Source organism: Halobaculum roseum (genome assembly GCF_019880245.1).
In the GTDB taxonomy this organism is placed as follows: domain Archaea; phylum Halobacteriota; class Halobacteria; order Halobacteriales; family Haloferacaceae; genus Halobaculum; species Halobaculum roseum.
This window is the reverse complement of sequence record NZ_CP082286.1, coordinates 2,511,475-2,523,888: the sequence shown is the minus strand read 5'-3', so window position 1 is coordinate 2,523,888 and position 12,414 is coordinate 2,511,475. Positions and strand designations below refer to the sequence as shown.

At 68.9% G+C, this 12,414-nt stretch carries 15 protein-coding genes and 1 tRNA gene; 7 read left to right on the top strand and 9 right to left on the bottom strand.

Annotated elements, in window-relative coordinates; all coding sequences use genetic code 11:
• The first annotated feature begins 6 nt into the window (after nt 1–6).
• The 3 genes from K6T36_RS12865 to K6T36_RS12855 are packed head-to-tail and all read left to right on the top strand — an operon-like array spanning nt 7 to nt 2,427.
• Entirely contained in the window at nt 7–465 is a 459-nt protein-coding gene (locus tag K6T36_RS12865) for a FlaD/FlaE family flagellar protein (protein WP_222606997.1), read from the top strand.
• Between the two features lie 2 nt (nt 466–467).
• On the top strand, nt 468–1,541 hold the full coding sequence (locus K6T36_RS12860) for an actin-like salactin (RefSeq protein ID WP_222921627.1): 1,074 nt from the start codon (nt 468–470) through the stop codon (nt 1,539–1,541).
• Between the two features lie 7 nt (nt 1,542–1,548).
• On the top strand, nt 1,549–2,427 hold the full coding sequence (locus tag K6T36_RS12855; protein ID WP_222921626.1) for a hypothetical protein: 879 nt from the start codon (nt 1,549–1,551) through the stop codon (nt 2,425–2,427).
• 129 nt (nt 2,428–2,556) lie between these two features.
• Here the strand turns inward: K6T36_RS12855 and K6T36_RS12850 are convergent, their stop codons facing one another.
• A complete protein-coding gene (locus K6T36_RS12850) occupies nt 2,557–3,699 on the bottom strand; it encodes a CBS domain-containing protein (RefSeq protein ID WP_222921625.1) in 1,143 nt (380 codons plus the stop codon).
• Nucleotides 3,700–3,971: 272 nt separating this feature from the next.
• Nucleotides 3,972–4,391 (bottom strand): CopG family ribbon-helix-helix protein, encoded by a 420-nt coding sequence (locus K6T36_RS12845; RefSeq protein WP_222921624.1) that lies wholly within the window; start codon nt 4,389–4,391, stop codon nt 3,972–3,974.
• Between the two features lie 208 nt (nt 4,392–4,599).
• On the opposite strand from K6T36_RS12845, the gene K6T36_RS12840 reads away from it, so the two are divergent.
• Entirely contained in the window at nt 4,600–4,962 is a 363-nt protein-coding gene (locus K6T36_RS12840; RefSeq protein WP_222606992.1) for a response regulator, read from the top strand.
• 14 nt (nt 4,963–4,976) lie between these two features.
• On the opposite strand, the gene K6T36_RS12835 is transcribed toward K6T36_RS12840, so the two are convergent.
• Complete coding sequence (locus K6T36_RS12835; protein WP_222921623.1) at nt 4,977–5,693, bottom strand: M48 family metallopeptidase; 717 nt, start codon at nt 5,691–5,693, stop codon at nt 4,977–4,979.
• A gap of 236 nt (nt 5,694–5,929) precedes the next feature.
• Nucleotides 5,930–6,004: transfer RNA gene (locus K6T36_RS12830), tRNA-Val, on the bottom strand.
• Between the two features lie 103 nt (nt 6,005–6,107).
• Between K6T36_RS12830 and K6T36_RS12825 the strand changes: the two genes are divergently transcribed.
• Nucleotides 6,108–6,359 (top strand): ribbon-helix-helix domain-containing protein, encoded by a 252-nt coding sequence (locus tag K6T36_RS12825; RefSeq protein ID WP_222921622.1) that lies wholly within the window; start codon nt 6,108–6,110, stop codon nt 6,357–6,359.
• A gap of 52 nt (nt 6,360–6,411) precedes the next feature.
• Here K6T36_RS12825 and K6T36_RS12820 read toward each other — a convergent pair whose 3' ends face one another.
• Nucleotides 6,412–6,678 (bottom strand): DUF7553 family protein, encoded by a 267-nt coding sequence (locus K6T36_RS12820; protein WP_222921621.1) that lies wholly within the window; start codon nt 6,676–6,678, stop codon nt 6,412–6,414.
• Between the two features lie 202 nt (nt 6,679–6,880).
• Between K6T36_RS12820 and K6T36_RS12815 the strand changes: the two genes are divergently transcribed.
• The gene (locus K6T36_RS12815) at nt 6,881–7,885 is read left to right on the top strand and encodes a hypothetical protein (RefSeq protein ID WP_222921620.1); all 1,005 of its coding nucleotides are present in this window, start codon (nt 6,881–6,883) and stop codon (nt 7,883–7,885) included.
• 21 nt (nt 7,886–7,906) lie between these two features.
• Here K6T36_RS12815 and K6T36_RS12810 read toward each other — a convergent pair whose 3' ends face one another.
• Nucleotides 7,907–8,443 (bottom strand): cob(I)yrinic acid a,c-diamide adenosyltransferase, encoded by a 537-nt coding sequence (locus tag K6T36_RS12810; RefSeq protein ID WP_222921619.1) that lies wholly within the window; start codon nt 8,441–8,443, stop codon nt 7,907–7,909.
• Nucleotides 8,444–8,454: 11 nt separating this feature from the next.
• Nucleotides 8,455–8,694, bottom strand: a complete 240-nt coding sequence (locus K6T36_RS12805; protein ID WP_222921618.1) for a glutaredoxin family protein — start codon at nt 8,692–8,694, stop codon at nt 8,455–8,457.
• A gap of 151 nt (nt 8,695–8,845) precedes the next feature.
• Between K6T36_RS12805 and K6T36_RS12800 the strand changes: the two genes are divergently transcribed.
• Nucleotides 8,846–11,044, top strand: a complete 2,199-nt coding sequence (locus tag K6T36_RS12800; RefSeq protein WP_222921617.1) for a S9 family peptidase — start codon at nt 8,846–8,848, stop codon at nt 11,042–11,044.
• A gap of 65 nt (nt 11,045–11,109) precedes the next feature.
• On the opposite strand, the gene K6T36_RS12795 is transcribed toward K6T36_RS12800, so the two are convergent.
• Both K6T36_RS12795 and K6T36_RS12790 read right to left on the bottom strand, forming a co-directional pair.
• Nucleotides 11,110–11,973 carry an isocitrate lyase/PEP mutase family protein gene (locus tag K6T36_RS12795; RefSeq protein ID WP_222921616.1) on the bottom strand — a complete coding sequence of 288 codons (864 nt, stop codon included), beginning with the start codon at nt 11,971–11,973 and terminating at the stop codon, nt 11,110–11,112.
• 141 nt (nt 11,974–12,114) lie between these two features.
• A complete protein-coding gene (locus K6T36_RS12790; RefSeq protein WP_222606984.1) occupies nt 12,115–12,309 on the bottom strand; it encodes a cold-shock protein in 195 nt (64 codons plus the stop codon).
• Between the last annotated feature and the right edge of the window lie 105 nt (nt 12,310–12,414).

Genomic DNA, 12,414 nt, shown 5'->3' with positions numbered 1-12,414 from the left:
CAGGACATGCTCAGACCGAGCGATTACGACCCGAAGGAGTTGCGAGCGTTGACGGGAGCGGCGGCGCCGACGCACGCCGACGAGGAACCCGACCGGTGGACGCAGCCGGACGATTTCCTCGGTCGAGCGGACGCGCGCGTGCGGGCGGCGCAGGTGGAAGACGCCTTCCTCCTTCAGGCGGCGGCCGGCGGCGCGAGCAGGCCCTACCTGCCGAGTCTTCCGGACTCGGTGGTCGGGACCCAGCTCGTGCTCGACTGGTTACGCTACCTCGTCGGCGTCGGCGGGCGCGAACGCGCCCGCGAGGCGCTCGCCTTCTATCGGGACGTGGAGTGGCTCGACGAGTCCGTCGAGGACGCCCTCGCGGCGTACCTCGAGGCCTTCGACGACACCGACGGCTCGCGGCTCACCGTCGGCCACCATCGCACGAGCCTGCTGTTCGTCGCCCGCCTCGCCGCGCTCCGATAACCATGGCAGCAGAATCCGAATCCGCAGACGACGACAGTTTCGAGTCGAGTAATCCGACCCCCATCGGCGTGAAGCTCGGGTCCACGCGGACCGTGCTCCGGTACCCCGAGGAGCCCGAGAGCGACGACCTCACCACGGTGCGAACGCTCACGTGTCTCGCGCTGTACGAGGACGCGATCACCGGGAGCGAGAAGGCCCTGTTCGGGGAGCAGGCAGCCGCCGAGTACCCCGACCGCGTCGAGTACATGCTCCGCTCCGGGCTGCCGGAGGACGACGAGCGCGCGGAGCTCGCGGGCCGGTTCTTCCGCGAGCTGCTCTCGGCCAACGGCGTCCCCTCGGACTCGGCGGTCGTGTACGCAATCCCGACGATGGACAACGACGCCGGGCTGGAGAACCTCACCGAGGTCATCGAGTCCTCGGACATCGGCGCCCACACCATGCGCGCGTACCCCGAGTCGCTGTGTGGCGCCATCCCCGCGATGGGCGGCGGCGTCGAGGCCGTCGACGACGTGTTCATCTCAGTGAACATGGGGTCGACGAACCTCGAGGCGTGCGCCTACCGCCGCGGCGATCAGCTCGTGCCCTTCTCCACCGGCTCGGTGACGGGCAACGACGTGGACCGCCGCATCGTCGCCAACGTCGAGGAGGAGACGCAGGGGCGCGTCCACGTCGACCTGACGACCGCCCGCGAGTACAAGGAGGACCACGGCAACGTCGGGGACTTCGAGCCGTTCTCGGACGTGATCCAGCAGCCCGGCGGCGGCTCCCACGAGTTCACCATCGAGGACAGCGTCGTCGACGCGCTCGACTGGTACCTCGACGCCGCCGTCGACGAGGTCGCCAACGAGTTCCTCCCCGAGCTCGCCAACGACTACATGAAGGTGTACCAGCTCTCGCTGAACAACGACATCGCCGTCACCGGCGGCATGGCGTGCATCCCCGGGCTCGCCGAGGAGTTCGAGCGCCGGCTCAGCGCGGAGCTCGACCGCGACGTGAACGTGGTCGTGCCCGACGAGCCCGACCTCGCGGCCGCGGAGGGCGCTCGGCGCATCGCCGACAAGCTCGCCGGCCAGTAAGGGGTCGATGGGCGGCTTCGACTTCGGGGGCGACGCGGACGACGACCGCGACCCGCCGACCGACGACGGCGTCTCGTTCGGTGCCGACGGCACCGACGGCGCCGACACGGTCGTCTCGCCCGCCGAGCCGTCGCCGCTCGATGACCCCGGTTCTCTCGGTTCGACCGACGACACCACGAGCGACGGCGCCGGAACGGAGGACCGGTTCGACGATAGCGGCGACGGAACCGACGACAGAACCGGCGACGAGATCGGCGACGGTGCGGTACCGACCTCGGGCACGGACCCGATCGAGCCGCTGCTGTACGCCGGGGAGGAGGTCCGCGCGAGCCTCCCCGTGGCCGACGGACGGCTGGTGGCGACCGACCACCGCGTGCTCGCGTACGCGCCCGACGCGGACCCGGACGAGCGCGCGACCCTCCGCGCGGTCCACCGCGTCAACGTGACGGACGTGTCGCCGTCGTCGACGGCGACCGACTGGCTCGTTCGCCCCATCGCGTACACCGTCGTCGGCGGGCTGGCGATGGTCCTCGGCGGCTCGGTCGTGTCGTTCGACTCGATGGGCGCGTCGATGCCGGATTCCGCCGGAGCGACCGGCCTCGGCGGGCTCCTCTCGATGGTCGGCGGCGTGCTCTCGGTCCTCTCGATCGTCGACGACGCGCTCCGCGTCGCCGGCGCGGTCTCGCTGCTGCTGGGGGTGGCGCTGATGGGCGTGTACGCGGCCACCCGCGGCCGCGAGGTCGTCGTCGAGACCGAGGGCGAGGCCGATACGCTCCGCGTCGACGCCGCCGGCGTCGACGACGACGCGGTCGAGCGGTTCCGTGCGGAAGCCGGGGTCGGGGACGAGCGGACGAGCGGGACGCTTCAGCGGTTGTTCGGTCGGTAGGGCGCGAGGCAACGCGAGGACACGGATCCCTCGGCGGACGCGAGACCGAGAGAGCGAGAAAGCGAGAGACGGCGGGGACCGTGCCGCCGCGGGTTCGGCGTGCTGGTTCGGCTCGTGGGGGCTACCGGCTTACAGCTCGCCGAGCTTCCGGAGGAGCTGACCGCGGTAGCGCTCGTCGGCGGTGACGCCCTTCACTTCGAGGACGTTGCGCTCCAGCTTGTCGAGCGCGACATGGAAGGCGTGCTCGGCGCCGTACCCCTCGCCGGAGCCGGCGACCTGGCCGTGGGTGGTGCGCAGGCGGATCTGCGCCTGGATGAGCGGCGTGCCCCGGAGCTTCTCCTTGTGCTCGTGGAAGCGGACGTGCGCGTGAAGCACGCGCATCTCCTGGTACTTGTCCGACACCTGGCCGATCGAGTTGCGGATGTCCTCGCGCGAGAGCGTATCGAGCAGGCGGACGTTCGTCACCTGCACGTCCATCGCGTCCTCCTCGGTGAACGTGAGCGCGCGCAGCACGTCGGTCTTGGTGAGCACGCCCGCGACGAGGTCGTCGCGCTCCTCGGGGGTGACGACGAGGCCGCTGATGTCGTTGTCCATCATCAGCTCGACCGCCTCGCGCACCGACTTCGCGGCGGTGACGGTGAGCACCGGCGACGACATCATGTCGTACACCGGCAGGTCGAGCATGCGGTCGAGGTCGCCGCGCCGGTCGCCGCGACCCTGGCGCTCGCCGTCGCGGACGACGAAGTCCACGATGTCGTGGGTCGTGAGGATGCCCTCCAGGCGGCCGCCCTCGTTGACGACCGGGAGCCGCGAGATGCCGTTCTCGCGCAGGCGGTTGATCGCCTGGCCGACGTGTGCGTCCTCCGTGACGGTGACCACGTCCTCGGTGTAGATGTCCTCGACGGTCAGCGCGTCCAGGTTGTCGAGAACCGCCGAGAGGATGGCGTCGACGGTGACGATGCCGTACAGCTTCTCGCCCTCGTAGACGGGCGCGACCTTGACGTTCCCCTCGACCAGCACACGCGCGACCTCGCGTACGTCCTCGGTGCGGGCGACCTCCGGGGCGGACTTCATCAGCGCCGCCGCCCGCGTGTCGTCGTCGACGCGGGAGTTGATCAGCTCCCGTTCGCCGATGACGCCCGCGTATTCGCCGTCCTCCATCACGATGATTCCCTTCGGATTCTCGCGTTCGAAGATGGCGCGGATCTTTCCGAGTCGTTTGCCCGCGTCCACCTCTACGAACTCCGGCACGGCGATGTTTGAAATGTCCATAACTCCATCACGGGGATACGATCCCCCAGGTATTGAAGGTTGGTTCGGATCCCAGCAACTGACGGTGTGTGATCAGATATCAATGCGCTCGCGACGATCGGGCGACAGCGACCTGATCGTGGCGGATATCTCGGGGCATATCATACGGAACCCGGACACTACCGCGTGTGAACCGGATCGGAGATGACCACGAGAACTCGTCGCACGCGGACGCAGTTATTCGTCAAATTCACAATCCTCTCCCCCCACACTCGTCCCGTCGGCCCGCGCGCTCAAACGATCCCCTCGGCGTCGCCGATGGGCGTGACAGAGTAGTCGACCGTCTTGGTGTCGGTCGTCGCGCGGATCTTTCCGACGAACGTCGAGATCTGCTCCAGGTTCCCTTCGAGGATGAACAGCTCCATGCAGTTGTGATCGCCGACGTGGCTGTGGAAGTTCGAGGCGACGATCTCCTCGTGCTCGTGGCGCAGCCGCATCATGCGCTCCTCGACGGCCGTCCCCTCGTAGTCGAACACGACGGTGACGATCCCCATCAGCTCGCGGTCCTCGAGCTTGCGGTCCTCGAACTCCCCGAGGAGGTCCCTGGCCGCCTCCCGGAGGAACTCGCTTCGTCCGGTGTAGCCGTGTTCATCGGTGAACTCGTCGATCCGGTCGACGAGGCTGTCCGGCATCGAGACGCTGACGACGCCCATGTATTAACTGAGGGCAGTTGAGTTACTAAGCTTTCCGTATCATCTGCCCGAACCGTCCGTGAGCCGGCCGACCGAGTCGCCGACGCGGTCGAGTCACGTGCCCGTTCCAGCCCGGCCCGACCCGACTCGTCCCGACCCGACCCGTCCAAAATCTCACGCCTGGATCCGCCGGGTGAACGCTTATCCGCGGGACGGAGGAGTGTCGGCCATGGCGAGACGGATCCTCATCGTGGACGACTCCGGGTTCCAGCGCACGCTCATCCGGGGGATCCTCGAGGACGACTTCGAGGTCGTGGGAGAGGCCGAGAACGGGTCGGAGGCGGTCGAGCTGTTCGAGGAGACCAGGCCGGACCTGGTCACGATGGACATCATGATGCCCGAGGTGAACGGCATCGAGGCGACCAGCGACATCAAGGAGCGCGACCCCGGCACGTGCGTCGTGATGTGTACCAGCGTCGAACAGCGCGATCAGATGAAGCAGGCGGTGAAAGCCGGCGCCGACGGTTACGTCACGAAGCCGGTCGAGGAGGATACGCTGCGCTCGGAAGTCGAGAGCGCGCTCGCGTCGTAGTCGGGCACTCGGAGTCACAGGTCGGACGGATCGAACACCAGACGGAGGCCGTTCTCACGCAGCCACTCGCGGTGGGCCTCGTACGCCGGGTCGTGTTCCTCGACGATCGCCCAGAACGCGTCGGAGTGGTTCAGCTCCCGACGGTGCGCGAGCTCGTGGACCACCACGTACTCGCTGATCCGCGGCGGCGCGAGCATCAACCGCCAGTTGAGGCTGATCGTCCCCGTCGTCGAGCAGCTTCCCCACTTCGTCCGCTGGTTTCGCACCTCGATCCGGTCGTAGTCGACCCCCATCGCCGCCGCGTGGCGCTCGGCGAGCGCCTCGAACCGCTCCCGGGCGAGCCGTCGATACAGCGTCTCCAGCGCGCGCTTCACCGAGGTCTCGTCCACGTGGTGGGCCGCCAGCCGGATCGCGTCGCCGTCGACGACCGAGTACGGCCGCGTCTCGACGGCGACCTCGCGGTCGACGCCGAGGTACGGGAACGCCGCGGCGGCCTCGAAGCGGCGCTCGGGGAGGTCCGCCCGCCGGGCCGCGGCCTCGCGCTCGCGGTCGACGACCCACTCGGCGTGCGAGGTGAGCACCTCGGCGGGGTCGACGACCGCGCCGTCCGGGATCACGACGGTCACGCCGTCGAGCCCCACGTCGATGCGGGAGCGCTCGGCGCGCGAGCTGTATCGGACATCGTAGGCGACGGTCTCGCCCGCGAGATCGATCGTCGACGGCCCGGGCATCGTGCGAACTCACCGGGACCGGGGTAGTAAATCCCGCTGACGCGACGGCGCTGTTGTGGGTGAGTCGCCTCGGGAGGACGAGTGGGTCGGGGCGGATTTGAACCCCGGTCGGACGTGCTCGGCTCACGCGGTTCGCCCGCGCGCGACCTCCCTGCTTCGAATCCGCCGGACACCGCCCGGCGGCACGGCTCCTCGACTCGCGAGCGAGTCCTCGTCGCGACGTGCCGCCGCAGAACTGGGTTGGGGCGGATTCGAACCGCCGACCTGCTCCGTGTGAAGGAGCCGTCATAACCGGACTAGACCACCAACCCGCATCGAAAGGTATCCCGGTGGCACGCTTAAGGCTTACCGTCCGTGGCCGCGTCGCCGCGAGCGACCCGAGGATTAATCCCGTCCGACCACCGACGAGCGGGCGTGACGAAGATCGAAGTCGACCTGCCCGATCGAATCGACAGCGAGATCTCGCGGCTCGCCGAGCAGGGGGAGTTCCTCAACCGCAACGAGGCCATCGAGGACTTCCTCACCCGCGGTCTCAAGGCGTACGACGTGGAGAACGATACGACCGGCGATGGGGAGGCCGACGGCGACCTCTTCACCGACGCCATCGACGAACAACAGGACCCCGCCGCCCTCGACGACGACATGGGCGACGAGCCGACCTTCTGATTTTCGACCGACCGATCCGAGTTCGACGCCGACCGCGAAACGGGCGCCCGCGTTACTCCGAGCTTCGCCCGGACCGATACTCGTCGAGGCGCTCGCGCGCCTGCTGGACGGCCTCCTTCGCCTCGCCCTCCGCCTTCCTCGACAGCTCCGTCAGATCGGCTTCGAGCCGGTCGAGCCGCGATGGCTCCGGCTCCTTCTCGCGCCCCACGAGTTCGCGAACCCGCTCTTCGACCGGTTCGAGCTCCTCCTTTACCCCCTCCTTCGCGTGGTCCGCCGCACGGCCGAGGTAGTATCGCGCGTCCTCGAAGTGCTTGGACATATCTGTCCGTTGCGGGAGGACGAATAAATCGTTTGTGGGGAGAACGATGTCGAAGCAAACAGTCGATGTCGTCAGCCGATCCGTATATACGGCTTTCGTATTGAAGGATCAAATCTATGATCACCGGCACGTTTAAACACATATGCCAGCTAGATTGGACAAGGTTTTATCATTCGTTGATGAGGACACTCGCCGGTCATTCATGCGGAAGAGCGCCGGCGCACTGGCCGCCGGAGGCGGCGTTGCCGGATTCTCCGAAACGGCCGCCGCGACGCCCCACGAGAGTGGCGAGGGTAGTGGACGAGGAGACTCGTTCTACTTCCCGGATATCAACCTGCGGGTCCAGCAGACGCCGAACCGGAGCGTCCACTGGATCCGGCCAGGGAAGCGTCGGCTCAGCGAGTACACGTTCGGGACGCCGGACGACCCCTACATGTTGCCCGATCACTGGATCGATATCGCCGACGGAGATATCGCGGACCTGCTCGAGGAGAACCAGGAAGAACTCCCCGTCGCGGGTGTCCCCCTGGAAAGCCGTGTCGAAGACGGAAGCGAGTTCGTCGAGACGGACTTCGACACGCCGTTCAGCGACGATACCGAGGAGGTCGACGGCCGACTCCGGGTCGTTTATCGGGATCGCCAGCCGTACGACCTGGATCAGGATCCGGGTGATTCGGACGACGAGTCCGATATCGCCGTCGAGTTCGAGGATCCGAACGACACCGAGTACGAGATCGACTTCAAGTCGGTCTATGAGCCACCGTACCCCAACTACGAGACCGGAGGCGGCGTCCTGCTCGGTAACTACATCAACGGGATAACCGGAACGGGGACGCCCCTCGAGCCGCGCCAGCTCGCCCTCGGCGCGGTTTGGGGGATCTGTGACCTACTGATCGACGGCGACGTGGAAGACGAGGACCGGCTGGTCCGAATCAAGACCAGTCAGAGCGTGCGCAACGAAGACTACGAACTCGCGATCACGCCTGACCTCCCACTGTCGGAAGACGACGCGTACCTCGGACGTGACCACCAAACCGACCTGCTCTTGCCGCCCGTGAAGCTCGACGATGACGGCGCCCCGACCTTCGATCCGGTTTCGACCGAGTACAGCGATCAGAACTTCATCCACGTCGTGTTCGACGAGGACAGGATAACGGCAGTCACCGGAAAGAGGGGACGGCCGGACGACGTGCCGGGGGACGACTGACTCCCCTCGCCCGGGCGCCGGCTACTCGTAGTCCGGGGCGTCCTCGGGGACGCCGTCGCGGGCGTTGACGACCCGCGCGAACGTGAACAGCGCGTCCGACAGGCGGTTGAGGTACGCCACTGCCTCGGCGTTCACCGGCTCGTCGTCCGCCAGATCGACCGCGCGGCGCTCGGCCCGGCGCACGACCGTCCGCGCGTGGTGGAGCTTCGCGCCCGCCTCGCTTCCCGAGGGGAGCACGAAGCTCCGGAGCGGCTCCAGCTCCTCGTCCAGCTCGTCGATCCAGTCCTCCAACTGGTCGGTGTGGCGCTCGCGCACCACCGGGTCGCCCTCGTCGGGGTCGGGGTTTGCGAAGTCCGCCTGGAGGACGTGGAGGTGGTCCTGCACCGCGCGCAGCATCTCGTCCACGTCGTCGTACCCCGTCGGGCGGATCGTCCCGATGAGCGCGTTCGCCTCGTCGACGGTGCCGTACGCCTCGATTCGGGGGGAGGTCTTCGACACCCGCGACATGTCGCGGAGGTCGGTCTTCCCCTCGTCGCCGCGGCCGGTGTAGATGGGCATCGGATCGGGGCTCAGGCGAGCGTTCGCTCGACGTACTCGAGGATGTTCGCCGACTCGTTCATCGTCACGCCGTGCTCGTCGTCGACGAGCACGGGGACGCCGCGCTGCCCGCTGACGCGGGCGACCTCGTCGCGCTTCGAGTGCAGGGCCTCGGTCCAGATCGTCTCGTACTCGACGTCGGCCTCCTGTAGCGCGTCGTGGACCTTCTCGCACCACGGACAGCCGTCCAGCGCGTACAGCGTAATGGACATGTCCGGACCGTGGGTCGCTGCCGGCAAGTAGCTTGTCACGGCCGGCGTCCCCGACGGCATCGCAGACGAGGGCGACGGCGGCGTGGCGCCGGCCGACCGCGCCCCCGGCCGGTTCCCGAACGGTGAAGTGGTCCTCACCACACCGGCGCGTATGCAGCACGGGATCGATCTCGAGTCGTACTACGACCTGCGACAGCTCTCGGAGGTGTCGGTCTCGCCCGACGGCGAGCGCGTCGCGTTCACCGCACAGGAGTCGGACCCGACGGCCGACGAACACCGGACCGGCCTGTACGTCGCGCCGGCCGACGGGAGTCGCGACCCGCACCGACTCACCCGCGCGTCCTCCGCCTCGTCGCCGACGTGGGGACCAGACGGCGACACGCTCGCCTTTCTCGCCGCCCGCGACGACGACCTCGACCGCAAACGCGGCCGCGACGACGACGGGGACGACGGGACGGACGAGGCTAACGAGGCGGAGTCCGACGGGGACGACAGTGACGACGGAAACGGTGGCGACGACGGCAACGGCGGCAACGGCGACGAGAAGCCGAAGCCGCAGGTGTGGGCCTTCGATCTCGCGCTCGGCGGCGACGCGCGCCAGTTGACCGCTTTCGAGCGCGGCGTCAAGGAGTTCGACCTCGCGCCCGACGGCGAGCGCCTCGTCGTCGCCGCGCGCGATCCGACCGACGAGGAGGAGGAGTACCTCGACCGCCGGGAGGACGGCGGCCCCATCGAGGTGACGCGGCTCCAGCACAAACGTGACGGCGCCGGCTGGCTCGACGACGTGACCACCTACCTGTTCGTCGGCGACGTGGACGCCGACGGGGCCGACGCCGCCGACTTCGAGCGCCTCGACGACGCCTACGGCGCCGGCTCCGCGGAGCCGCTCGCGGGGCTCCAGCCCGCCTGGGGACCGACCGACCGCATCGCCTTCACCACCTGCGTCGACGACGACGACCCCGACGATTCGGGCGCCTACGACGTGTGTACCATCGCCCCCGACGGCTCCGACCGCCGTGTCGTCACCGACGGGAGCCTCCGGTGTGCCTCGCCGACGTGGTCGCCCGACGGCGACCGCCTCGCGTTCGACGGCAGCAACTACGACAACTGGTACGAGCCCAACGAGGCGTACGTCGCGCCCGACGAGGCCGACGCCGACTTCCGGTCCGTCTCCGGCGCGTTGGACCGGACGCTCGCGCGCGGCGCCGCCCCCCGCTGGCTCGACGGCGACACCGTCGTCGTGCCGATCGCCGACGAGGCGTGGACCCGCCTCGCGGTGTGCCCGCTGGACGGCGAGCCGCGGCGGGCGTTCTCCCGGCAGGGTCGCGACCGCACGATCGTAGCGTTCGACATGGCCGGCGACACCGTCGCGCTCGGCCTCACGGGCGCCGACCAGCCCCCGGACGTGTACGCCGTCCCCGGCGCCGAGTTGCGCGAGAACGACGCCGGCGGCCCGACGAAGCGCCTCTCGGCGCTCAACGCCGAGTGGCTCGAGGAGCGCGCCGACGCGCTGCCCGACTGCGAGGTCGTCGCCTACGAGAACGCGGACGTTCGCGGGAGCGAAGCTCCCGAGAGCCAATCGGAAGCGGACGCTTCCGATGACGGCGAGGAGATCGAGGCGGTCGTCTACTACCCCGCCGACTTCGACGCCGACGTGGACGACCCTCGGCCCGCGATCTGTGCGATCCACGGCGGGCCGATGAGCTACGACGCCCCCGGCTTCCGGTTCGACGTGACCTACTGGACGAGCAAGGGGTACGTCGTCGCGAAGCCGAACTACCGCGGGTCAACCTCCTACGGTCGCGCGTTCTCGGAGTCGCTGAAGGGGACGCGCGGCGAGTTGGAGTCCGACGACGTGATCGCGGCGATGGACCACCTCGTCGACGAGGGCGTCGCCGACCCCGACCGGCTGTTCTGCACGGGGTTCAGCTACGGCGGGATCACGACCGCGCACGTCGTCACCCGAACCGACATGTTCGCGGCCGCCGCGCCCGAGCACGGCATCTACGACTTCTACAGCAACTTCGGCACCGACGACAACCACAACTGGCACCAGTGGGAGTTCGGGATGCCGTGGGAGAACCCGGAGCTGTACCGCGACATCTCCTCGATCACTCGGGTCGACGAGATCGACACGCCCCTCCTGATCACCGCCGGCGAGGAGGACTGGCGGTGTCCGCCGACGCAGGCCGAGCAGCTGTACGTCAGCGTGCGCAAGCAGGGGGTGGACGCGAAGCTCGTGATCTACCCGAACGAGCACCACAACATCGGGACGCCCGAGCGGGCGACCCATCGCATCGAGGAGTTGACGGAGTGGTTCGAGACGCACCAGCCGGACGCGGACGAGTGAGCGAGCCGAGCGACTGAGACGAACCACGCACGGCGGCGACACCGGATGCCGGCCGATCCCGCCGCCTACTCCTCGCGTCGCGCCCGCGCCGCCGACAGCAACTCCGCGAGGTCGCCGTACGGCACCCCGCCCTCCATCCCCTCGTAGGTCCCGGTTTCCAGCAGTTCCTCGCCGATCGACTCCAGCTTCCCGAGGGTCGCGCGCATCGGGCCGGAGCCGACGCTGACGCGCGCGACGCCGAGGTCGCCGAGCTCGGGAACGGACGGCGCGCCGGGGCCCCCGAGGACGTTCAGCGGCGCGTCGATCCGGGTTGCGAGCGCATCGATCGTCTCCGCGTCCGCGACGCCGGGGACGAACACGCAGTCGCTCCCGGCGTCGACGTAGGCGTTCGCGCGCTCGACCGCGCGGTCGAGCCGGTCCGCCTCGTCGCCGACGCCGGCCCAGAACACGTCCGTGCGGCCGTTGACGACCGCCGGGATCCCCGCGTCGTCGGCGGCCTCGCGGGCCGCCCGGATCCGGGCGGCGTGCTCGGCCGTCGGCCGCAGCGGGTTCTCGGGGTCGCCGGTGCCGTCCTCCAGGTTGACGCCGACGGCGCCGGCGTCGAGCGTGCGCGCGACCGTCTCGGCGACGGCCTCGGGCGTGTCGCCGTAGCCGGCCTCGATGTCGGCGCTGACGGGGACGGCGACGTTTCCGGCGATCCGCTCGATCGCCGCGATCATCTCCTCGCGCGGGACGTGCTCGCCGTCGGGGTAGCCGAGCGACGCCGCGACGCCGGCGCTGGAGGTGCCGACGGCGGCGACGCCGAGGCGCTCGAACACGACGGCGCTGGCGGCGTCCCACGCGTTCGCGAGCAGGAGCGGTCCGTCCGTCGAGTCCGTGTGCAGGTCCCTGAGCGTCCGTGCGCGTCGCCGTTGTGTCTCGCGGCTCATGGTCGGTCGCGTACACCGTCGCCGTCGCTCGCGATAACTGTATGGCCGGCGTCGAAGCCGCCGAGCGAGCCGCTGCTGTGGAGTGTGAAAGAACCGAAACGTGGGTCGCGCCCGAGAGCGCGGTCGTTCGTAGTGTGTGCCTTACAGGCGGGTAACGTTCGTCGCGCGCGGGCCCTTCTCGGCCGTCTCGATGTCGAACTCGAGCTCCTCGCCCTCCTCCAGATCGCCGCCCTCGATGTCGTCCATGTGGACGAAGACGTCGTCGTCGGAGTCGTCAGTCGCGATGAAACCGTAGCCGCCGGTGTCGTTGAAGAAGTCGACCTTCCCTTTCGCCATACCCGTTCGAGACGAGGTGTACTGATAACCCTTCCGTACCGCGGTTCCGTGCGTCACTGAGCGTCGTGGGTCCGGGACACACGGGCGCGGTCCGTGCCGTCGACG

What these genes read in the sequence shown, in the direction of transcription:
- K6T36_RS12865 (WP_222606997.1), top strand. Translation starts at nt 7, where the DNA reads ATGCTCAGACCGAGCGATTACGACCCGAAGGAGTTGCGAGCGTTGACG.
- K6T36_RS12860 (WP_222921627.1), top strand. Translation starts at nt 468, where the DNA reads ATGGCAGCAGAATCCGAATCCGCAGACGACGACAGTTTCGAGTCGAGT.
- K6T36_RS12855 (WP_222921626.1), top strand. Translation starts at nt 1,549, where the DNA reads ATGGGCGGCTTCGACTTCGGGGGCGACGCGGACGACGACCGCGACCCG.
- K6T36_RS12850 (WP_222921625.1), bottom strand. Translation starts at nt 3,699, where the DNA reads ATGGACATTTCAAACATCGCCGTGCCGGAGTTCGTAGAGGTGGACGCG.
- K6T36_RS12845 (WP_222921624.1), bottom strand. Translation starts at nt 4,391, where the DNA reads ATGGGCGTCGTCAGCGTCTCGATGCCGGACAGCCTCGTCGACCGGATC.
- K6T36_RS12840 (WP_222606992.1), top strand. Translation starts at nt 4,600, where the DNA reads ATGGCGAGACGGATCCTCATCGTGGACGACTCCGGGTTCCAGCGCACG.
- K6T36_RS12835 (WP_222921623.1), bottom strand. Translation starts at nt 5,693, where the DNA reads ATGCCCGGGCCGTCGACGATCGATCTCGCGGGCGAGACCGTCGCCTAC.
- K6T36_RS12820 (WP_222921621.1), bottom strand. Translation starts at nt 6,678, where the DNA reads ATGTCCAAGCACTTCGAGGACGCGCGATACTACCTCGGCCGTGCGGCG.
- K6T36_RS12815 (WP_222921620.1), top strand. Translation starts at nt 6,881, where the DNA reads ATGCGGAAGAGCGCCGGCGCACTGGCCGCCGGAGGCGGCGTTGCCGGA.
- K6T36_RS12810 (WP_222921619.1), bottom strand. Translation starts at nt 8,443, where the DNA reads ATGCCCATCTACACCGGCCGCGGCGACGAGGGGAAGACCGACCTCCGC.
- K6T36_RS12805 (WP_222921618.1), bottom strand. Translation starts at nt 8,694, where the DNA reads ATGTCCATTACGCTGTACGCGCTGGACGGCTGTCCGTGGTGCGAGAAG.
- K6T36_RS12800 (WP_222921617.1), top strand. Translation starts at nt 8,846, where the DNA reads ATGCAGCACGGGATCGATCTCGAGTCGTACTACGACCTGCGACAGCTC.
- K6T36_RS12795 (WP_222921616.1), bottom strand. Translation starts at nt 11,973, where the DNA reads ATGAGCCGCGAGACACAACGGCGACGCGCACGGACGCTCAGGGACCTG.
- K6T36_RS12790 (WP_222606984.1), bottom strand. Translation starts at nt 12,309, where the DNA reads ATGGCGAAAGGGAAGGTCGACTTCTTCAACGACACCGGCGGCTACGGT.